The 20,846-nt window shown below is 72.2% G+C and carries 18 protein-coding genes and 2 pseudogenes; 15 read left to right on the forward strand and 5 right to left on the reverse strand.

The window, feature by feature from the left end:
* Position 1 precedes the first annotated feature (1 nt).
* From ACGFYN_RS22110 to ACGFYN_RS22140, 7 genes and pseudogenes are all read left to right on the forward strand, one after another.
* On the forward strand, positions 2-2,584 hold the full coding sequence (locus tag ACGFYN_RS22110; RefSeq protein WP_393867553.1) for an ABC transporter permease: 2,583 nt from the start codon (positions 2-4) through the stop codon (positions 2,582-2,584).
* Positions 2,585-2,659: 75 nt separating this feature from the next.
* Positions 2,660-3,548, forward strand: a pseudogene (locus tag ACGFYN_RS22115) (LLM class F420-dependent oxidoreductase).
* 75 nt (positions 3,549-3,623) lie between these two features.
* On the forward strand, positions 3,624-4,049 hold the full coding sequence (locus tag ACGFYN_RS22120) for a GNAT family N-acetyltransferase (protein ID WP_393867554.1): 426 nt from the start codon (positions 3,624-3,626) through the stop codon (positions 4,047-4,049).
* 196 nt (positions 4,050-4,245) lie between these two features.
* Positions 4,246-5,592, forward strand: a complete 1,347-nt coding sequence (locus ACGFYN_RS22125) for a hemolysin family protein (RefSeq protein ID WP_393867555.1) — start codon at positions 4,246-4,248, stop codon at positions 5,590-5,592.
* Positions 5,589-6,602 carry a hemolysin family protein gene (locus ACGFYN_RS22130; RefSeq protein ID WP_393867556.1) on the forward strand — a complete coding sequence of 338 codons (1,014 nt, stop codon included), beginning with the start codon at positions 5,589-5,591 and terminating at the stop codon, positions 6,600-6,602. The genes ACGFYN_RS22125 and ACGFYN_RS22130 overlap by 4 nt, the downstream gene beginning before the upstream one ends.
* Before the next feature lie 68 nt (positions 6,603-6,670).
* The gene (locus tag ACGFYN_RS22135; protein ID WP_393867557.1) at positions 6,671-7,453 is read left to right on the forward strand and encodes an SGNH/GDSL hydrolase family protein; all 783 of its coding nucleotides are present in this window, start codon (positions 6,671-6,673) and stop codon (positions 7,451-7,453) included.
* 4 nt (positions 7,454-7,457) lie between these two features.
* A complete protein-coding gene (locus ACGFYN_RS22140; protein WP_393867558.1) occupies positions 7,458-7,802 on the forward strand; it encodes a DUF4326 domain-containing protein in 345 nt (114 codons plus the stop codon).
* A 29-nt stretch (positions 7,803-7,831) separates the two neighbouring features.
* Here ACGFYN_RS22140 and ACGFYN_RS22145 read toward each other — a convergent pair whose 3' ends face one another.
* On the reverse strand, positions 7,832-8,344 hold the full coding sequence (locus tag ACGFYN_RS22145) for an ATP-binding protein (RefSeq protein WP_393867559.1): 513 nt from the start codon (positions 8,342-8,344) through the stop codon (positions 7,832-7,834).
* A gap of 231 nt (positions 8,345-8,575) precedes the next feature.
* Here ACGFYN_RS22145 and ACGFYN_RS22150 point away from each other — a divergent pair, with 231 nt between their 5' ends.
* From ACGFYN_RS22150 to mug, 3 genes are all read left to right on the forward strand, one after another.
* The gene (locus ACGFYN_RS22150; protein WP_393867560.1) at positions 8,576-8,905 is read left to right on the forward strand and encodes an ANTAR domain-containing protein; all 330 of its coding nucleotides are present in this window, start codon (positions 8,576-8,578) and stop codon (positions 8,903-8,905) included.
* Between the two features lie 151 nt (positions 8,906-9,056).
* Positions 9,057-10,499: an adenylosuccinate lyase gene (gene purB / locus ACGFYN_RS22155; RefSeq protein WP_393867561.1), complete on the forward strand. Its 1,443-nt coding sequence runs from the start codon at positions 9,057-9,059 to the stop codon at positions 10,497-10,499.
* Positions 10,496-11,041, forward strand: coding sequence for a G/U mismatch-specific DNA glycosylase (gene mug, locus ACGFYN_RS22160; protein WP_393867684.1), 546 nt, complete (start codon positions 10,496-10,498; stop codon positions 11,039-11,041). Before purB ends, mug begins: the two co-directional genes overlap by 4 nt.
* Positions 11,042-11,045: 4 nt before the next feature.
* Here mug and ACGFYN_RS22165 read toward each other — a convergent pair whose 3' ends face one another.
* Positions 11,046-11,441 (reverse strand): hypothetical protein, encoded by a 396-nt coding sequence (locus ACGFYN_RS22165; protein ID WP_393867562.1) that lies wholly within the window; start codon positions 11,439-11,441, stop codon positions 11,046-11,048.
* 192 nt (positions 11,442-11,633) lie between these two features.
* Here ACGFYN_RS22165 and ACGFYN_RS22170 point away from each other — a divergent pair, with 192 nt between their 5' ends.
* Positions 11,634-12,791 (forward strand): ROK family protein, encoded by a 1,158-nt coding sequence (locus ACGFYN_RS22170; RefSeq protein WP_393867563.1) that lies wholly within the window; start codon positions 11,634-11,636, stop codon positions 12,789-12,791.
* Positions 12,792-12,852: 61 nt separating this feature from the next.
* On the opposite strand, the gene ACGFYN_RS22175 is transcribed toward ACGFYN_RS22170, so the two are convergent.
* Both ACGFYN_RS22175 and ACGFYN_RS22180 read right to left on the reverse strand, forming a co-directional pair.
* Positions 12,853-13,614: a GntR family transcriptional regulator gene (locus tag ACGFYN_RS22175; protein ID WP_393867564.1), complete on the reverse strand. Its 762-nt coding sequence runs from the start codon at positions 13,612-13,614 to the stop codon at positions 12,853-12,855.
* Positions 13,615-13,807: 193 nt separating this feature from the next.
* Positions 13,808-14,692, reverse strand: coding sequence for an RNA polymerase sigma-70 factor (locus ACGFYN_RS22180; protein WP_393867565.1), 885 nt, complete (start codon positions 14,690-14,692; stop codon positions 13,808-13,810).
* Positions 14,693-14,802: 110 nt separating this feature from the next.
* Between ACGFYN_RS22180 and ACGFYN_RS22185 the strand changes: the two genes are divergently transcribed.
* Both ACGFYN_RS22185 and ACGFYN_RS22190 read left to right on the forward strand, forming a co-directional pair.
* Positions 14,803-15,456, forward strand: a complete 654-nt coding sequence (locus ACGFYN_RS22185; protein ID WP_393867566.1) for an NADPH-dependent F420 reductase — start codon at positions 14,803-14,805, stop codon at positions 15,454-15,456.
* Positions 15,457-15,559: 103 nt separating this feature from the next.
* Positions 15,560-16,408, forward strand: a complete 849-nt coding sequence (locus ACGFYN_RS22190; RefSeq protein ID WP_393867567.1) for an alpha/beta fold hydrolase — start codon at positions 15,560-15,562, stop codon at positions 16,406-16,408.
* Between the two features lie 45 nt (positions 16,409-16,453).
* Here the strand turns inward: ACGFYN_RS22190 and ACGFYN_RS22195 are convergent.
* A pseudogene (locus ACGFYN_RS22195) lies at positions 16,454-17,347 on the reverse strand (EamA family transporter); the annotation flags it as partial.
* Here ACGFYN_RS22195 and ACGFYN_RS22200 point away from each other — a divergent pair.
* Positions 17,338-18,813 carry a PLP-dependent aminotransferase family protein gene (locus ACGFYN_RS22200; protein ID WP_393867568.1) on the forward strand — a complete coding sequence of 492 codons (1,476 nt, stop codon included), beginning with the start codon at positions 17,338-17,340 and terminating at the stop codon, positions 18,811-18,813. The pseudogene ACGFYN_RS22195 and the gene ACGFYN_RS22200 sit on opposite strands and share 10 nt — an antisense overlap.
* Before the next feature lie 394 nt (positions 18,814-19,207).
* On the forward strand, positions 19,208-20,791 hold the full coding sequence (locus tag ACGFYN_RS22205) for an alkaline phosphatase D family protein (RefSeq protein WP_393867569.1): 1,584 nt from the start codon (positions 19,208-19,210) through the stop codon (positions 20,789-20,791).
* Positions 20,792-20,846 lie beyond the last annotated feature (55 nt).

Raw genomic sequence — 20,846 nt, forward strand, 5'->3', positions numbered from 1 at the left:
CGTGCTCAAGGCAACGCTTCGGAGCTTCCTCGCGCACAAGGGCAGGCTGCTGCTCTCCGCGCTCGCGATCGTCCTGTCCGTGGCGTTCGTCGCGGGCAGCCTGATCTTCTCCGACACCGTCACCCGCACCTTCGACCGGCTGTTCGCCTCCACGTCCGCCGATGTGACGGTGGAGCCGAAGCAGGACCTCAAGTCGCAGGACCTCAAGTCGCAGGTCCCCACCGGCCAGGCCCAGACCGTCCCCGCCGCGCTCGCGCAGCGCCTGGGGAAGGTCCCCGGGGCCGCCTCGGTGCACGCCGACGTCAGCGTCCAGAACATCACCGTGGTCGACAGCAGGAACAAGTCGGTGGGGCCGACAACCGGCGCGCCCACCATCGCCTCCGACTGGTACGTCACCGACCGCAGCCCCGTGGAACTGACCTCGGGGCAGACCCCGCAGAGCGGCGACGAGGCCCTGCTGGACGCCGACACCGCCGACAAGAAGCACGTGAAGATCGGGGACACCCTGACCGTGCTCGCACAGCCGGGCACCTTCAAGGTCCGCATCGTCGGCATCGCCACCTTCAAGACGACCAACCCCGGCGCCGCCCTGGTCTTCCTCGACCCGAAGACCGCGGCGACCCAGCTGCTCGGCTCGGCGGACAAGGCCACCAGCATCCAGGTGAACGCCGCGAAGGGCGTGAGCGACGCACAGCTCAAGCGCCGCGTCGCCGCCGCGGCCGGCACCGGCTCCTACGACATCAAGACCGCGGACGAACAGGCCAAGTCGGCCGCCGCGGACCTCGGCGGGTTCCTCGACGTCATCAAGTACGTGATGCTCGGCTTCGCCGGGATCGCCGTCCTGGTCGGCGTCTTCCTGATCGTCAACACCTTCTCCATGTTGATCGCCCAGCGCACCCGGGAACTGGGCCTGCTCAGGGCCCTCGGCGCCGACCGGCGGCAGGTGCGGCGGTCGGTGCTCACCGAGGCGATCCTGCTCGGCGTGGTCGGCTCGACGCTGGGCCTGGCGGCCGGCATCGGGCTCGCCGCCGGGCTGATCAAGCTCATGAGCGCGTTCGGGATGAACCTCAAGACCACGGAGATGGTGGTCGGTTGGGGCACTCCCGTGGCGGCCTACGTCGTCGGCGTCGGCGTCACCTTCGTCGCGGCGTACCTGCCCGCCCGCCGGGCGGCGGGCGTCTCCCCGATGGCCGCGCTCGCGGACGCCGAGATCGCCGGAGTCGGCAAACCGCTCAGGACCCGGGCCGTCGTCGGCTCGGTCGTCGGCGTGCTCGGCGCGGCCGCCCTGGCCGGCTGCGCCACGGCGACGAAGACGGCCTCGTCCGCCTCGCTGCTGGGCCTCGGCGTGGTCCTCACCCTGGTCGCGACCGTGATCGCCGGACCGCTCCTGGTCCGGCCCCTCATCCGCGTGCTGGGCGGCGCCTTCCCGGCCCTGTTCGGCTCGGTCGGCCGGATGAGCCAGCGCAACGCCTTGCGCAACCCTCGCCGTACCGGCGCCACCGCGGCCGCCCTCATGGTCGGCCTCGCCCTGGTCGGCGGCATGTCGGTGGCCAGCGCCTCCATGTCCAAGTCCTTCGACCAGCAGATCGACAAGACGCTGGGCGCCGACTTCGTGATCCAGAACAGCAACTTCGTGCCCTTCTCGAACGAGGTCACCGACGCGGTCCGCGGCACCGACGGCGTCGGTCTCGTCGTGCGGCAGCGGTTCGCACCGGTGGCCGTACGGCTGCCGGACGGCAAACGCGTCGAGACCACCGCCGCGGGCTACGACGACGGCGTGGACGACGTCGCGCACGTGACGTACACGGCCGGGAACACCGCGGCCGCGCTGGCCCCCGGCCGTCTCGGCATGGACCGCGGCTTCGCGGACGACCACCACGTCCGGGTCGGCAGCACGCTCCCGGTCGAGTTCCCCGGCGGGCAGCGGACCCGGCTGAAGGTGGGCGCCCTCACCGACCAGGACAACAGCGGCGGCTTCGGCATGCGGGGCGGCCTGTTCTTCGGGATCTCCACGGTCGAGAAGTACGTGCCCGGCGGCCAGGACTCCGCGCTGTACGTCGACAAGTCCTCCGGCACGAGCGCCGACCAGCTGCGCAAGAACCTGGACCGGACGCTCAAGCCGTACCCGCAGGTCCAGGTGCGCGATCAGGCCGACTACAAGAAGCTGGTGCACGACCAGATCGCCGTGCTGCTCTACCTCGTCTACGCGCTGCTCGGGCTGGCGATCATCATCGCCGTGCTCGGGGTGGTCAACACGCTCGCCCTGTCGGTCGTGGAGCGGACCCGCGAGATCGGGCTGCTGCGGGCCATCGGGCTCGCCCGCCGGCAGCTGCGCCGGATGATCCGGCTGGAGTCGGTGGTGATCGCGGTGTTCGGTGCGGTGCTCGGGCTCGCACTGGGGCTGGTGTGGGGCGTGTGCACCCAGCAGGTGCTGGCGCTGCAGGGCATGAAGGCACTCGCGATCCCGTGGACCACGATCGTCGCGGTGGTGATCGGCTCGGCGGTGGTGGGCATCGTGGCGGCGCTGCTGCCCGCGCTGCGTGCATCGCGGATGAATGTGCTGGCCGCCATCGCGCACGAGTGAATGCGCTGGCCGCCGTGGCGCACGAGTGATGGAATCGCGGCAGGTGCTCAAGTCGCTTGCACGTGAGGAGAGTTCATGCCGCGCCCGTTCCGCTTCGGTGTCAGCCTGACCAGTGCCGCGCCCGCCGGGGAGTGGCGCGCCAAGTGCCGCCGGGCAGAGGAGCTCGGCTACGACGTGATCCATGTGCCCGACCATCTCGGCATGGTCGCGCCGTTCCCGGCGCTGGTCGCCGCGGCCGCCGTCACCGAGCGGCCGCGGCTGGGCACGTTCGTGCTCAACGCGGGCTTCTGGAACCCGACGCTGCTGGCCCGCGAGGTGGCCACCACGGACGCCCTGACCGACGGCCGGCTCGAACTCGGCCTCGGCACCGGCTATGTGCAGGCCGAACACGACACCGCGGGGCTGCCGTTCGGCTCCCCGCGCGAGCGCGTGGACCATCTGCAGCGCACCGTCGAGGAGTTGGACCGGCTGCTCGGCTCCGGCGACCACCAGCCCCCGCCCGGCGCAGAAGCCGCGCGTACCGCTGATGATCGGAGCCAACGGCGACCGGATGATGAGGCTCACCGCCGAGCACGCCGACATCGCGGCGTTCACGGGTGCGCGTCTGGTGCCGGGCAGCACGACCGGGAAGCTGGCGCCGATCGCGCCCGCGGAGCTCGAGGAGAGGGTGGCGCGTTACCGGCGGCTGGCCGTGGGCCGCGAGGAGGAGGCCGAACTGAACCTGCTCGTGCAGATGGTGGCCGTGACCGAGGACCGCTCGGCCGCGGTCCGCCCGCTCGCCGAGCGGGTGGGCTCGACCGTCGAGCAGGTACTGGAGCTGCCCATCCTGCTCGTCGGCACGCTGGAACAGATCGTCGCCCAGGTGCTGGCCCAGCGCGAGCGGTACGGCTTCTCGTATCTGACGGTCCTGGAGCCGTACATGGAGGCGTTCGCCCCGGTCGTCGCGGAACTCGGCGGGCGCTGACCACGCCCCGCCCGCTCGTCCGTCCGGATGCTGGAATTCCAGGTCCGCGACAGGCCCGCGTGATGGGATCCCGGCATGACCGATCTGCGTATACGCGCCGCGACGCCCGCCGACCTGGACACCGTCCTCGCCTTCTGGAAGACGGCAGCCGAGGGCACCAGCATCAGCGACGACCGGGACGGCGTGGAGCGGCTCGTCGAGCGGGATCCGGAGGCCCTCGTCCTCGCCGAGCAGGACGGCGAGCTCGTCGGCACGGTGATCGCCGGCTTCGACGGCTGGCGCTGCCATCTGTACCGGCTGGCGGTCCACCCGCAGCGACGGCGCCAGGGGATCGCCTCGGCGCTGCTCGCCGCCGCGGAAGAACGGCTCGTACGGCTCGGCGGACGGCGCGGGGACGCGATGGTGCTGGTGCGCAACGAGAGTGCGCACCATGCCTGGCGCGCGGCGGGGTACGCGCCCGAGGAGCACTGGCGGCGCTGGGTGAAGCCCCTCACCGGCTGAGGGTGAAGCCCCACACCGACCTACTTTGCTCATCCTTTACCATTGGGGGACCTTCCGGTCCTCCCCGCGAGGATCACCCGGTCCTGCATGAAAGGTGTGAGCGTCCGCCCATGGGCGAACCCCCCAGTAGTCCGCGCACCGCACGACGTCGCGCGTTCCTCCCGCCCCTGTCCGACGATGGGACGGAGGTGACCCGATGACCGAAGTGCTCCTCCTGCTGGTGGCGATCCTGCTCTCGCTCGCCTGCGGTGCCTTCGTCGCGGCCGAGTTCTCCCTGACCACGGTCCGGCGCAGCGAGCTCGAACGAGCGGTGGAGCGCGGTGAGCGGGGCGCGTCCGGCGCCCTGAAGGCCGTACGGAACCTGACCTTCCAGCTCTCGGGCGCCCAGCTCGGCATCACCGTCACCAATCTGGTCGTCGGCATGCTCGCCGAACCGTCCATCGCCAAGCTGATCGCCGGACCGCTCAAAGCCCTCGGCATCTCGTCGTCGGCGGCGAGTTCCCTCGCCCTGGTGCTCGGCACCGCCCTGTCCACGGTCTTCCTGATGGTCGTCGGCGAGCTGGTGCCCAAGAACTGGGCGATCTCCTCACCGCTGCCCGTGGCCAAGCGGGTGGGCAACGCCCAGCGCTGGTTCAGCGCCGCCTTCCGGCCCTTCATCTCCCATCTCAACAACACCGCGAACCACGTCGTACGCCGCTTCGGCCTGGAGCCGGCCGAGGAGCTGGCCTCCGCGCGCGGCCCCAAGGAACTGGCGGCGCTGGCCCGGCACTCCGCCAAGGAGGGCGCCCTGGAGCCCGACACCGCCGAGCTGTTCGTCCGGACCCTCAACCTCGCCGACCTCACCGCGGAGAACGTGATGACGCCCCGCGTGCAGGTCATCGCCCTCGACGTCCAGGCGACCTGCGAGGACGTGGCGAACGCGACCCGGGCCACCGGGCTGTCCCGGTTCCCGGTCTACCGCAGCAGCCTCGACGCGGTCGTGGGCACCGCACACATCAAGGACATCCTCGCGATACCCGCCGACCGCCGTACCCGCACCCTCGTCTCCGAGCTGATGCGCGAGCCGCTCCTGGTCCCGGAGACCCTCACCGTCGACCGGCTGCTGGACCGGCTGTCCGGCAAGCGCACCATGGCCGTCGTCATCGACGAGTACGGCGGTACCGCGGGCGTGGCCACGCTGGAGGACATCGTCGAGGAGGTCGTCGGCGAGGTGCGGGACGAGCACGACCCGCACGAGACGCCGGACCTGGCCGCGGCGGGCAGCGACGACGAGGGCCACGCGCTGTACTCGGCCGACGGATCGGCCCGCGTGGACCAGCTCGCGCGCGTCGGGCTCAGGGCCCCGGAGGGTCCGTACGAGACGCTGGCCGGCCTTGTGGCGTCCGAGCTGGGCCGGATCCCGGCCGTGGGCGACCGCGTGGAGGTCGCCGGGTGGCGGCTCGACGTCGTGGACGCCTCCGGGCGCCGGGCCGCACGGGTCGTGCTGCACGCGCCCTTCGACGACGAGGCCCAGGCCAAGGACCAGCAGGGGGACGCCCGATGACCGCCGTACAGCTGCTGATCGGCCTTGCGACCCTCGTCGTCAACGCCTTCTTCGTCGGCGCGGAGTTCGCACTGATCTCCGTGCGCCGTTCGCAGATCGAACCGCACGCGGAGGACGGCGACCGGCGGGCCAAGAGTGTCCTGTGGGGCCTCCAGCACGTCTCCGCGCTGCTGGCGGCCGCACAGCTCGGCATCACGCTGTGCACGCTGGTCCTCGGCGTGGTCGCCGAGCCGGCCATCGCGCACCTGCTGGAGCCGGTGTTCCATGCCGTGGGCGTGCCGGAGAGTGCGGGACACGTGGTGTCCTTCGTGATCGCGCTGACCCTGGCGACGTATCTGCACATGCTGCTCGGCGAGATGGTGCCGAAGAACGTCGCCCTCGCCGAACCGGTGCGCACCGCGCTGCTGCTCGGCCCGCCGCTGGTCGCCCTCTCCCGCACCCTGCGCCCGGTGATCTTCACGATCAACGCCTTCGCGAACGCGCTGCTGAAGCTCCTGCGGGTGGAGACCAAGGACGAGGTCGCGGCGACCTTCTCGGACGCCGAGCTGGCCCGGATCGTGCGGGACTCCGGCGAGGCGGGCCTGATCGACGAGCGCGCCCGGGAGCGGCTGCACGACGCGCTGGAACTGGGCCGCCGCCCGGTGCGCGACGTGGTCCTCCCGCTGGAAGGCGTCGTCTACGCGCGCGTGGGCGTCACTCCGGACGAACTGGAGCGGCTGTCGGCCCGGTCGGGCTTCTCCCGCTTCCCGGTGGTGGACGAGGGGCGCCGCATCGTCGGCTACCTCCACGTCAAGGACGCGCTCGACGCCCCCGGGCGGGACGTCCCGTTCCGCGTGGACGACATGCGGCCCATCGCGAGCGTGCGCGCGGGCACCCCGCTGGACGACGTACTCACAGCGATGCGCCGCAGCCGCACACACCTCGCGGCCGTCCTCGGCGACGACGGCCGGATGGCCGGCCTGGTGACCATGGAGGATGTACTACGGGAGCTGTTCGGCCAGCGGGCGTGAGCGCAGTGGTGACGGGGACCAGGCCGACCGACCGGCGGGTATGGAGCCGGGTTACCATCGCTTTCGCCATGCAGAAGAACCCCACTCACACCAGCCTGGTCGCGGTCGGCGACTCCTTCACCGAGGGCATGTCGGACCTGCTGCCGGACGGCTCCTACCGCGGCTGGGCCGACCTCCTCGCCGGACGGATGGCGGCCATCACCCCCGGCTTCCGCTACGCCAACCTCGCGGTCCGCGGCAAGCTGATCCAGCAGATCGTCGAGGAGCAGGTCGACGTGGCCGCGGCCATGCGGCCCGACGTGATCACCCTGGTGGGCGGCCTCAACGACACCCTGCGGCCCAAGTGCGACATGGGGCGCGTGAAGGGCCTGCTGACCGAGGCTGTGGAGCGGCTGAGCCCGGCCTGCGAGCAGCTGGTGCTGATGCGCAGCCCGGGCCGCCGCGGACCGGTCCTGGAGCGCTTCCGGCCGCGCATGGAGGAGCTGTTCGACACCGTCGACGAGCTCGCCGCCCGCCACGGCGCGGTGGTTGTCGACCTCTACGGAGCACCCTCGCTCGGCGATCCCCGCCTGTGGGACGTCGACCGCCTGCACCTGACGGCCGAGGGGCACCGCAGGGTCGCGGAAGCCGTCTGGCAGACGCTCGGCTACTCCCCCGAGGACGCCGACTGGCACACGCCGATGGCGATCACCCCGCCTCCCGGATGGGCCAGCCGCCGCGTGGCGGACGCCCGCTTCGCCCGGCAGCACCTCCTGCCGTGGATCGGCCGCCGCCTGACAGGCCGCTCCTCCGGCGACGGACTGCCGCCCAAGCGCCCCGACCTGCTGCCCTACGAGGGCCCCGCGGCCTAGCGTCGTGACCACCCGCGTGACCAACGTCAGGGGCCGCATCCACGAATGGGGCCCCCGACTCGAACACGCCCCCGCCGGCATCGTCTACGTCGGCCACCGCTGGACCATGGGCGGCTGGAACCTCCCCCGGCACCCGCTCCACAACCCCTTCGCCTACGACACCCCGAAGCGCCGCCGCGACGGCACCCGCGCCGAGGTGATGGCCATGTACCGGGCCTACCTGCTGGAGCACCCCGAGCTGCTGGAGCTGATTCCGGAGCTACGCGGGCGGACACTGGCCTGCTGGTGCGCGCCGGAGCTGTGTCACGGGGATGTGCTGGCGGAGCTGGCGGAGCTTCAGCGTCGCTGACGCACCGTCCGCGGCGGCGGACGACTTCGTCATGACGGTCCTCGACCTGACGCTCGGTCCCCGTCCACGTCGCCGACCGCATCGTCTCGTTCATCGCGCCCCGCCGATCGGTCAGGTGCCGTAAGGCGGACCCGCGCAGTGATCCGTTTCCCGATCGGAGTCCGCCGCGCCTGCAGCTCCTCGCTCAGCGCGGCAACGATCTCCAGGCCGTGCTTGCCGACCCGGCCCGGCTCGGGCGGCGCAACCGTCGGCAGCGTCAGGCTGCTGTCCCACACGGTGATGTCCAGCGCGTCACCGACGGGCTCGAGATCCAGCAGGCACGGGCCGGGCGAGTACTTCACCGCGTTGGTCACCAGCTCGCTGACGACGAGCTGCACCGCACCCACCCCGTCGGTCGACACGAGCAGGCCCTCGCCCGCGAGGCGGCGCAGGTAGTCCGTGGCGAACCGGCGGGCCTCACCGATCGAGTCTGACGTGCCGTCGTAGGCCGCCCCGGCCCACCCCGACGGCGGCGCGTCTTCGCCCTCGCCGTCGCCGGCCACTGCTCCGGTCATGTCGCTCCTGCCTGACGACCGCCCGCTCCCGAGGGGCAACCACAGATACCCCGGAGTCGCCATGTCACGCCTGAGGTTGACCGTAGTTTTCCTGTTGACGCTCAACCGCCACACCGCTGCCCTGTGCGGCGACTGCCACTTGGCGCCGTCGCCGGTGGAGCATTGACAAGCGTCCCCGGGGAAGGCGCTCAAAGACGTGTTCTCTACGACGGAGTCCCAGTGACGATTGGTCCCGACCGGCTGGCTGACGCGGTCCAGCCGCCAGAAACTGTCCCCGAGACGATCGGCGAGCTGGAAACCGAGATCGCACAGCTGCAGCAGGCGGTGAGGTCCCACGCGGTCATCGACCAGGCAGTCGGTGTGATCGCGACTGTCGGCCGTATGACACCCCACGAAGCCTGGGACGTCATCCGCGAGACGTCCATGTGCACCAACATCAAGCTTCGCAAGGTGGCCGAGTCCCTCGTCGCCTGGGCACGGTCCGGGGACCTGCCTCCGGAGATCAGGGACGTACTGACGGCGCAGCTGAAGCGGCACGGGGCCAGATGACCCACCGGACGCCTACGAGCTTCGCCGCGAGTCGTCCGCTGTGACCTCGCCGTCCCACCCACGTCTCGCATGCGGTGACGCACGTCTCGTAGCTTCCGACGAAGGTGGGCATGGCGCTGGCCTGCACCAACCACCAGTAGAATCCGTCCACGTGACTTCTGCGCCCGCCAAGCCCCGCATCCCGAACGTCCTCGCCGGACGCTACGCCTCCACCGAGCTCGCCACCCTCTGGTCGCCCGAGCAGAAGGTGAAGCTGGAGCGGCAGCTCTGGCTCGCCGTGCTGCGGGCCCAGAAGGACCTCGGCATCGAGGTGCCGGACGAGGCGATCGCCGACTACGAGCGTGTCCTCGACACCGTCGACCTGGCCTCCATCGCCGAGCGCGAGAAGGTCACGCGGCACGACGTGAAGGCTCGGATCGAGGAGTTCAACGCTCTCGCCGGGCACGAGCACGTCCACAAGGGCATGACCTCCCGCGACCTCACCGAGAACGTCGAGCAGCTGCAGATCCGCCTCTCGCTGGAGCTGATGCGCGACCGCACGGTGGCGGTGCTGGCACGGCTGGGCAAGCTGGCGGGCGAGTACGCCGAGCTGGTCATGGCCGGCCGCTCGCACAACGTCGCCGCGCAGGCCACGACCCTGGGCAAGCGGTTCGCGACCGCCGCCGACGAGCTGCTCGTCGCGCACGGCCGGGTCGAGGAGCTGCTCGGCCGTTACCCGCTGCGCGGCATCAAGGGCCCGGTGGGAACGGCGCAGGACATGCTGGACCTGCTGGGCGGTGACGCCTCCAAGCTCGCCGAGCTGGAGGACCGGATCGCCCGGCACCTCGGCTTCTCGCAGGCGTTCACCTCGGTCGGCCAGGTCTACCCGCGCTCCCTGGACTACGAGGTCGTCACCGCGCTGGTGCAGGTCGCGGCGGCGCCGTCGTCGCTGGCCAAGACGGTCCGGCTGATGGCCGGGCACGAGCTGGTCACCGAGGGCTTCAAGCCGGGCCAGGTCGGCTCCTCCGCGATGCCGCACAAGATGAACACGCGGTCCTGCGAGCGCGTCAACGGCCTGATGGTGATCCTGCGCGGCTACGCCTCGATGACGGGCGAGCTGGCGGGCGACCAGTGGAACGAGGGCGACGTGTCCTGCTCCGTGGTGCGCCGGGTGGCCCTGCCCGACGCGTTCTTCGCGCTGGACGGTCTGCTGGAGACCTTCCTGACCGTCCTCGACGAGTTCGGCGCCTTCCCCGCGGTGATCGCACGCGAGCTGGACCGCTACCTGCCGTTCCTCGCCACCACGAAGGTGCTGATGGGCGCGGTGCGCTCGGGTGTCGGCCGCGAGGTCGCCCACGAGGCGATCAAGGAGAACGCCGTCGCCACGGCGCTCGCGATGCGTGAGCAGGGTGCCGAGCGCAACGACCTGCTCGACAAGCTGGCCGCCGACGAGCGACTGCCCCTCGACCGTGAGCAGTTGGCGGCCCTGATGGCCGACAAGCTGTCCTTCACGGGCGCGGCCGCCGACCAGGTCGGTGTCCTCGTCGGCCGTATCGAGGAGATCGTCAAGCAGCACCCGGAGGCCGCGGGCTACACGCCGGGGGCGATCCTCTGACCCGCTTCACCCAGGCGGAACTGGAGGCCGCGCGCGGCCGTCTCGTCCCTGACGTGGCCGCGGACGGCCTCCGTGTCCTGTTCTGCGGCATCAACCCGGGGTTGATGACGGCCGCGACGGGCCACCACTTCGCCCGGCCCGGCAACCGGTTCTGGCCGGTGCTGCACCTGTCCGGGTTCACGCCGAGGCTGCTGAAGCCGTCCGAGCAGCAGGAGTTGCTGTCGTACGGGCTGGGGATCACGAACGTCGTGGCGCGGGCGACCGCGCGGGCCGACGAGCTGACGGCCGAGGAGTACCGCGAGGGCGGACGGCAACTGGCCCTGAAGGTCGCGCGGCTGCGTCCACGCTGGCTGGCCGTGGTCGGAGTCACCGCCTACCGGGCGGCCTTCGACGACCGCAAGGCGCAAGTGGGGCCCCAGGAACGGGTGATCGGGGACTCACGGGTGTGGGTCCTGCCGAACCCGAGCGGCCTGAACGCGCACTGGACGGCGGCGACGATGGCGGAGGAGTTCGGGCGGTTGCGCGAGGCGGCGGAGGCCTGACCCGTCAGTCCGGTACGACGTCCGAGACGGCGAAAAGCAGCCGTACCTCCGCCTCGGGGTCGGTGTCTGCCACGGTGATGACGAGCCAGCGGCCGCGGGCGTTCTTCCAGGCCTGCAGTTCCACCGTCTGGACAGCGAGTCGCGCCCAGGGCTCGGGTATCTCCTCGCCGCGGCCCATGCGCTCCTGGAGCGTGCCGGCCCCCCAGCGAGCCGCCGCTCCTTCCCGGGTGGTCAAGTGCTCGGTGAGGGCCCCTTCCAGGGCATAGACGTCCTCCGCCGTCAGGCGGCCCCCCGGGCACTCACTGCCGCTCACCGCTAACTCGACTATGCCGGGATCGGGCCCGCCCACGTCCCGGTCCCACAACTCGTCGACGAGGTCGAGGCACTTCGCGATGTCCATGTGATCCAGTATTCCGCCCGGCACTGACAATTGGCGGCGCGTCAGACGTCCCGGTTCGCGCCACCCTGCGCATCCGGCAGCCACGCACGCGTACGGACCGGCCGGTGTGTCGGCCCCCCCCTGGCACTCGCCGGTGTCCCCCGTGCCGAGTACCATCCGGCCAACACGCGCACGAGCTGGGAGGACGGGACCTTGGGGCAGCTGACCGGCGGGGATCCCTCACTGCTGCGAAGGATCAATTCCGCGGTGGTGCTGCACGCGCTGCGTGCCACGGACGCAGCGACTCTGACCGAGATCACCCGGGTGACCGGGTTGTCCCGGCCGACCGTCGAGGGTGTCGTCGAGGGCCTCATCGAGGCGGGCTACGTCATCGAGAAGGCGGCCGACGAGAGTCTCGTACGGCGGCAGGGGCGGCCCGCCCGGCGCTTCAGGTTCCGGGCCGAGGCCGGGCATCTGCTGGGCCTGGACATCGGCTCCCACCGCGTCGCCGCGCTGCTGGCCGACCTCGACGGCCGGGTGCTCGGCTCGGCGAGCAAGGACGTGGACGAGTCGGCTCCCGCCGAGGAGCGCCTGGACCGGGCACGGACGACGGTGGCGGAGTTGCTGCGCCGTGCCGGGGTATCCCGCGGCTCGCTGCGGGCCGTGGGCGTCGCCTCGCCCGGGATCGTCGAGGCCGACGGCACCGTGCGGCTGTGCGCGGCGCTGCCGCAATGGACGGGGCTGGCCCTCGGCGAGCGGCTGAGCCGGTCCTTCAAGTGCCCGGTCCTGGTGGAGAACGACGCCAATGCCGCGGCCGTCGCGGAGCACTGGAAGGGTGCGGCCACCGAGTCCGACGACATCGTGTTCGTGCTCGCCGGGCTGAGTCCGGGGGCCGGTTCGCTGATCGGCGGACAGCTGCACCGCGGGTACGGCGGGGCGGCCGGCGAGATCGGCGCGCTGCACCTGCTGGGCCGCGAGGTGACGCCCGAGACGCTGCTGTCCACCACGGACGAACCCCTGCATCCGCTCGACGAGCAGGCCGTCGCCGAGGTCTTCGCGCAGGCCCGCGAGGGCGACCAGCGGGCCCGCGCGGCCGTCGAGCGCTTCATCCAGCGGCTCGTGCACGACGTGGCCGCCCTGGTCCTGGCCCTCGACCCCGAGCTGGTCGTCGTCGGCGGCTGGGCGTCCGGCCTGGACGGCGTACTGGACCCGCTGCGCCGCGAATTGGAGCGCTACTGCCTGCGCCCGCCGAATGTGGCCCTGTCGCTTCTCGGGGAGGCCGCGGTGGCGACCGGCGCGCTGCGGCTCGCCCTGGACCACGTGGAGGAGCAGCTGTTCGCGGTGGAGGGCACGGTGACGGCGCGCCGCTGAGCGCCGTGGCGAAAAGCCGTGCCCCGGAGCAGCTCCGGGGCACGACAGACGGGTACGGGCGTCAGGACGCCTGGCGCTCGGGCCCCTGGTGGATCTCCACGCCGCCCGAGTCACCGAAGGTCAGACGGCAGGTGTCCGCGCGGTACGTGGCCACGGAGAGCGCCGCGGTGCGGCCCTCGGCGAGGAAGCGGGTGGTGACGACGAGGACGGGCGCCCCCGGGAGCCGGTCCAGTTCCTTGGCGTCGTCCGCGCGCGCGGAGCCCAGCTCCACGGAGCTGTCCCGGCGCTCCAGCTCCAGCCGCTGCAGCTCGCGCAGCACCGCACGCGCGCGTGCCGGACCGGACGGCGCGTCTATGGCCGACAGGTCGGGTACCGAGGACGCCGGGATGTAGAGCAGCTCCGCGGCGACGGTCTGGCCGTGCGACGTACGGGAGCGGCGCACCGTGTGGACGGTCTCGTCCGGGGCGATCCCCAGTGCCGCGGCGACGGCCGCGGGCGCGGTCGCCTGCGCGCAGTCGACGGCCTGCCAGACGTCGTCGGCCGCTTCGGGCCAGGCGTGCTGTTCCGTGCCGACCGCGACGCCCACGCGCGGCGGGGCGACGGTCGTGCCGACACCGCGGCGGCGCTGCAGCCTGCCCTCCAGCTCGAGCTGTTCCAGGGCTTGGCGGAGCGTCGCCCGGGCGACGCCGAAGCGGGCCGCCAGGTCGCGTTCGTTGGGCAGGATCTCGCCCACGGAGAACTCGGAATCCAATGCCTCGCTGAGCACGGTCTTGAGGTGCCAGTACTTCGGTTCCGGCACCGACTCCAACTGCGTGGTCCCCACCCTGTCCTCCGCAATCGCCGTGATCCGGCGGCGTTTTAGCGCCCTTGTTTATTAAAGGTTGTTGCACTTATCTGCGACCATAGGGCGGCCCAAACCCTTGGTCAAGACCAATCCTCGATCCAGGTGGGCACGGCACGGGGCGCCCGCCGCGCAGCGTTCACACGGCGTTCGTAACGGAGCTGCCCCCTCCGCTCTAGGGGGCGACCAGGGAGAGCAGCTTGTCCGGGTTGCGCATGATGTAGACCGCCTGGATGCGGCCCTCGTAGATGTCCACCTGGAAGACGCTGTCGGGCTTGCCGGCGGACAGGACGACGACCGCGATGCCGCCGTTGAGTTCCATGAACTCGAAGGACACGTCCGGCACGCCCTTCTGGGCGGCACCGATGAGGAAGCGGCCCACCTTGTCGGAGGTCTCCAGGACCCGCAGCGGGGCGCGGGACTTGCCGCCGCTGTCGCCGACGAGCCGCACGTCGGGCGCGAGCAGCGCCATGAGCCCCTCCAGGTCGCCGCCGCCGGCGGCGGCGAGGAACTGTTCGGTCAGCTCACGGCGCCGGGCGGGGTCGACCTCGTAGCGCGGCCGCCGCTCGTCGACATGCTTGCGGGCCCGTCCGGCGAGCTGGCGCACCGCCGCCTCGCCCCGGTCGAGCATGGCGGCGATGTCCGCGTACGGGTGGCCGAAGGCCTCCCGGAGCACGAACACGGCCCGCTCCAGCGGCGACAGCGACTCCAGGACGACGAGGACGGCCAGTGACACGGAGTCGGCGAGTACGGCGCGCTCGGCGGTGTCCGGCACGTCGTCCCCGAAGTCGGTCAGGTACGGCTCCGGCAGCCACGGGCCGACGTACGCCTCGTTGCGTGCCTTGACCTGGCGCAGCCTGTCGATGGCGAGCCGGGTGGTGACGCGCACCAGGTAGGCGCGTGGTTCGCGCACCGCCTCGCGGTCGGCCCCGGACCAGCGCAGCCAGGCCTCCTGGACCACGTCCTCCGCGTCGGCCACCCGCCCGAGTATGCGGTAGGCGACCCCCATCAGGACGGGACGGTGCTCTTCGAAGACGTCGGTCTCGGTGTCGGTGGTCACGGCTCCATCCCATGCGACGCGCGCGGACATGTCCAGGCGAATTCCGCGTGTCCCGGAGCAGAATGGCTCGCGGGCCGCCGGCGGTCGGCGGCACAGTTGCGGAGGCGACCATGCGGTACGCGGTTCTGGGAACGGGCATGGTGGGGCGAACGCTCGGCAGCAAGCTGGCGGAACTCGGCCATGAGGTGACGCTCGGTTCGCGCGCCAAGGACAATCCGGCCGCCCTGGAGTGGGCGCGTGAGACCGGCGCGGGGGCGCGGTCGGGCACCTTCGAGGAGGCGGCCTCGTCCGCGGAGGCCGTGATCTCCGCCGTCAGCGGCCGCGTGACCCTCGCCGCTTTGGAGGCGGCCGGGGCCGCCAACCTCGACGGCAAGATCGTCGTCGACGTCTCCAACCCCATCGCCTTCGAGGACGGGCAGGTGCGGCTGGACCCGGTCGGGTCGGACAGTGTGGGCGAGCAGGTGCAGCGGGCGTTTGCGCACGCGCGCGTGGTGAAGACGCTCAACACCGTCAACTGCGACGTGATGGTGGAGCCCTCGCTGGTGCCCGGCGAGCACCAGATCTTCGTGTGCGGGGAGGACGCGGCCGCCAAGGAGCAGGTCACCCGCATGCTCGGCGAGTTCGGCTGGCCCGCGCACCGGGTGCTCGACCTGGGCGGCATCACGGCCTCGCGCGGTGTCGAGATGTTCATGCCGCTGTGGCTGGACCTCATGCGCACCCTGGGGATGACGCACTTCAACATGGAGTTCCACCGCGGTCGTTGACGCCGGTACGGTTGCCGGCCCCAAAGGGCTACCCGTCGGTAGCATTTGCTGACAAGCTGTCTACAGCGCGTCCGTCAGCGAGCCCCAGACGAGGAGCACCCCCATGTCCGCCACCGTCTCCTTCAAGGTCCCCTCTCCAGGTGGCCCGCAGCCCGTGACCGTCTCCTACGCGCGTGTGGGCAGCGGCGAGCCGCTGCTCCTGCTGCACGGCATCGGTCACCACCGGCAGGCCTGGGACCCGGTGGTGGACATCCTGGCGACCGAGCGCGACGTGATCGCCGTGGACCTGCCCGGCTTCGGCATCTCCCCCGGTCTGCCGGACGGGCTCGCCTACGACCTCGCTACGACGACGGCCGTGTTCGGCGCGTTCTGCGAGGCGCTGGAGCTCGACCGTCCGCATGTGGCGGGCAACTCGCTCGGTGGTCTGCTGGCCCTCGAACTCGGCCGTGAGCAGCTCGTGCGGTCCGTGACCGCCCTGTCCCCGGCCGGATTCTGGTCGGAGAGCGAGCGCCGCTACGCCTTCGGTGTGCTGCTGGCCATGCGGCGGATCTCACGGCGGCTGCCGCTGCCCCTGGTGCAGCAGCTGTCGCGTTCGGCGGCCGGCCGGACGATGCTGACGAGCACCATCTACGCCCACCCGGGCCGCCGTTCACCCGAGGCCGTGGTCGCCGAGACGCTGGCCCTGGCGAAGGCGCCCGGGTTCGACGCGACCCTCCGGGCGGGCAGCGCCGTCCGGTTCACCGACGACCTTCCCGGCATCCCGGTCACCGTGGGCTGGGGCAGCAGGGACATGCTGCTCGTGCGCCGTCAGGGGGTGCGTGCCAAGCAGATCATCCCCCGGGCCCGGCTGGTGCGGCTGCCCGGCTGCGGGCACTGCCCGATGAGCGACGACCCGGCGTTGGTCGCCCGCGTCATCCTCGACGGCAGCCGCGTTTCCGAGCGCAGCCGCTGAGGCGATGCGTCTGCGGGCCAACGCCCCGGAGCCCAGGGCGACTCCGGCGCCGACCAGGGCGCTGCCGAGGGCCTGGGCGGCCCCGTAGGAGCCCGTTGCGACGAGCGGGGCCGTGCAGGCGGCGGCGACCGGGATGAGGCCGGAGAACAGCGTCGCGCGCTCGGCGCCGAGCCGCTGCATGCCCATGTACCAGCACACGAAGCCGACGACCGTGACGACCGCCGCCTGCCACAGCAGCGCGGCCGTCTCGGTGGCGTCGGGACGCCGCAGCCACCCCGCGCCGTCCACCAGCAGCCCGGCCGCCGCAGACTCGGCCGCGGCGACGCCACACACCGTGGCGGACAGCAGCCTGGGCCCCAGAGGCCGCAGGACGGGCACGGCGAGTACCGCGAACCCGACCTCCCCGGCCAGTGCGCAGGCGGAGAAGGCGATCCCCGTGCCGTCCGCGCGCCCCCATCCCTGCACCGTGAAGGCACCGCAGGCGACCAGCAACGCCCCGTACAGGGGCGCACGTTGGGGCCGGCGGCCGTCCAGGAGCGGCACCACGACGGCGACGACCACGGGTGCGCATCCCACGAAGACGCCGGGCACCGCCGGCTCCGCGGAGCGCTCCGCCGCGATCACGGCCAGGTTGAAGCCGACCATGCCGACGGCGGCGAGCAGCGCCAGACGCAGCCACCGGCCGGGCGCAAGCTCGCGCAGCCGTGCCACCGCCCCCTTCCCGGCCAGCGGCACGAGCAGCAGGCAGGCGAGGCCGTAGCGCAGGAACTGGCCGCCCGCGTACGGGTAGTGGCCGAGGACGCTGTTCGCGGTGAAGGACCCGCCGACGAGGACACACGCGAGCGCGGCGAGAAGCGCACCGCGCGTGGTGGTGACGTTCATGGCGGCGACGCTAGGCAGCGAGGCGGTCCGGTTTAAGGTCCATTTCCATGACGCCATCGGAGACCAATCAGGACGGGACCCACGGTCCGGCCGCGCCCGCGCACCCCGTCCAGCCGGGCTCCCCCGCCTGGGAACTGCTCCTGCCCGCCGTCTCCGCCCCGGCACGCACGCGTGGGCGCTCGCTCCAGGCGGCACTGCGTGAGGCGGTGCGCACGGGGAGGCTGGCTCCGGGCACCCGGCTGCCGTCGAGCCGCGACCTCGCCGCCGACCTCGGGGTGTCCCGGGGGCTGATCACCGAGGCGTACGAGCAGCTGACGGCGGAGGGCTATCTGCGCAGCGGGCGAGGGGCCGGCACCTGGGTGGGCGGTGCCGTGCGGGCCGCGCCGCCACGCGCGCGTGACCTCGCCCCGCGCTCCCCCGGTCTGCACGCCGACTTCGTCGCGGGAACACCGGATCTGTCGCTGTTCCCGCGCTCCGCCTGGGCCGCGGCACAGCGGGCGGTCCTGGCGGAGCTGCCGCACCAGGACCTCGGCTACCCCGATCCACGCGGGCTGCCACAGCTGCGCACCGCGCTGGCCGAACTGCTGGCACGGCGCCGGGGCGTGGTCGCGGACCGGGAGCGCATCGTCGTCGTCTCCGGGGTGGCACAGGCGACGACCCTGCTCGGCTTCGCGCTCCACGCGCGCGGGTGGCGCACCGTCGGCGTGGAGGACCCAGGGAGCCCGCAGCACGACGCCCTGTACGGCTCGGCCGGCGTCACGACCGTGCCGCTGCCCCTGGACGGCGAGGGGATCGTCCCGGGCCCACTGCGGGACTCGGGCGTCCGGGCCGTGGTGACGACGCCCTCCCACCAGTTCCCCACCGGGATCGCCTACTCCGCGCGGCGCCGCACCGAACTGCTCGACTGGGTCCGATCGGTGGACGGGCTCGTCCTGGAGGACGACTACGACGGCGACTTCCGCTACGACCGCGCCCCGGTGGGCGCGTTGCAGGGTCTCGACCCGGAGCACGTGGCGTACACCGGCTCGGTCAGCAAGTCGCTGGCCCCGGGGCTGCGACTCGGCTGGCTGCTCGTACCGGAGTCGCTGGCCGACGAGGTGATCGAGCGCAAGCGCACGATGGATCTCGGCCATCCCACCCTCGACCAGGCGCTGTTCGCGCGCTTCGTCGAGCGCGGCGACTACGACCGCCAGCTGCGCCGCTGCCAGCGCGCGTACCGCGAGCGGCGCGACGCGCTCGTGGCCGCGCTGGAGGAGCATTTCCCGGGCGCCGAGGTCACCGGGATCGCCGCGGGACTGCACGTCATCGCCGCGCTGCCGCAGCGGTACGGCCCGCAGAAGGACTTCCTCGCGCGCGTGGCCGCGGCCGGCGTCGCCGTACGACCGCTGTCGGACTACACGCACGCACGTGCCGGGCACGACGAGGAGGGTGGCGTGCGGCTGGTGCTCGGGTACGCGCATCTCGCACCCGCACGAATCCGGGCAGGCGTACGGCTGATGGTCAGGGCTGCCTCGGAGACGTGACGGCGGGACGCGGGCGGCGGGCGCCGGGCGGCGCGGCCGGCGCGAAGACGGGATGCCGGACGCTCGGCTGCGAGGCTGCGAGGCTGCGAGGCTGCGAGGCGGCGAGGCTGCGAGGCGGCGAGGCGGCGAGGCGGCGGGGCGGGACGGTAGGGCGTTCGGCGCGGAGGCGCGGAGGCGCGGAAAAAGGGCGACCGGCGCAGAGACGGGACGGCAGGGCGACCGGCGCGAGGACCCGCGACCGGCTCATCTCTCGTGCACCCCAAGCCGCCCACGTCGCACGCCCGTTCCCTTGCCTCTGCGGTCATTTGTTCACTTGCGGTTTCCGTGCGCGCTGCGGCGCACCAGTAGTTGTTGCATCGCACACTGGCCGGATCCCGTCCCTGGAGGCGCATCCATGTCCCACAGTCCGTTCCCGGGCCGCCGTAGCGTGCTGCGCGGCACCCTCGCCGCGTCGGCGGCGCTGACCCTGCCCACCGCGCTCGGTGCGGCCCCGGCCTTCGCCCTCTCGGGGCGCCCCAAGGCGGGTTGGGGCGTCCAGGCGGGAGACGTGACCGCAGACTCCGGACTGGTGTGGGTGCGCTCCGACCGCCCGGCCCGGATGGTCGTCGAGACGTCCGCGACGGACTCCTTCCGCAACGCGCGCAGGTGGCACGGCCCGCTGCTCGGCGCGGACTCCGACTTCACGGGCACGACCCGGCTGCACGGGCTCCCCGCGGGCGAGCAGATCCGCTACCGGGTGCTGCTCGCCGATCCGGACGACCCGCGCCGCACCGGTGAGCCGGTGACCGGGACCTTCCGCACGGCGCCCGCCAAGCGGCGCCAGGACGTCAGGTTCGTGTGGTCCGGCGACCTGGCGGGCCAGGGCTGGGGCATCAACGAGTCCATCGGCGGCTACCGGATCTTCGACGCCATGGCGAAGCTGGACCCGGACTTCTTCCTGTGCAGCGGCGACAACATCTACGCCGACGGCGCCATTGCGGCGACCCAGGCGCTGCCCGACGGCAGCCTGTACCGCAACGTCACCACCGAGGAGAAGGCGCACGTCGCGGTCACGCTCGACGACTTCCGCGGCAACTTCCGCTACAACCTGCTGGACCAGGCGCTGCGCCGGTTCAACGCCCAGGTGCCGAACGTCATCCAGTGGGACGACCACGAGGTCCGCAACAACTGGTACCCGGGCGAGGTGATCGGTTCCGGGACTCCCTACCCGGCCGGCACGAAGCTGGACGATCTGGCGCTGCGCTCCCGGCGCGCGTTCTCCGAGTACTTCCCCATCTCCACGATCAGCGGCCGCCCGGACGGACGGATCTACCGCGTCCACCACCACGGCCCGCTCCTCGACGTCTTCGTGCTCGACATGCGCACCTACCGCAACGCCAACTCGCCCGACGACCAGGCGACCGACCCGCAGGGCATCCTCGGTGCCGAGCAGCTGGAGTGGCTCAAGCGCGAGCTGTCCCGGTCGCGCGCGGTGTGGAAGGTCATCGCCGCCGACATGCCGCTCGGCCTCGTCGTGCCCGACGGAGTCGAGGGCAAGACCAACTTCGAGGCCGTCGCCCAGGGCGACCCGGGCGCGCCGCTGGGCCGCGAGCTGCAGATCGCGGAGCTGCTGCGCTACGTCAAGCACCGCCGGATCACCGGCACGGTGTGGCTGACGGCGGACGTGCACCACACCTCGGCCCAGCACTACGACCCGTCGCGGGCGGCGTTCAAGGACTTCGAGCCGTTCTGGGAGTTCGTCTCCGGTCCACTCAACGCCGGCGCCTTCCCGGCCAGCGCACTCGACGGCACCTTCGGCCCCGACCGGGTGTTCGTGAAGGCGCCGACCGCCTCGAACGTCTCACCTGCCGAGGGCTACCAGTTCTTCGGCGAGGTCGACATCGACGGCTCCAGCGGCGAGCTGACGGTGCGGCTGCGCGAGTACGACGGCACCGTGCTGTTCACCAAGACGCTCCAGCCCGGCCGCGTGGGCCAGTAGCTCCCGTACCCTGTGCCTGGGCCGCGCACCGGCGTCATCCCCCGGTGCGCGGCCT

The sequence above is a fragment of the Streptomyces sp. NPDC048419 genome (genome assembly GCF_043200415.1).
Lineage (GTDB): Bacteria > Actinomycetota > Actinomycetes > Streptomycetales > Streptomycetaceae > Streptomyces.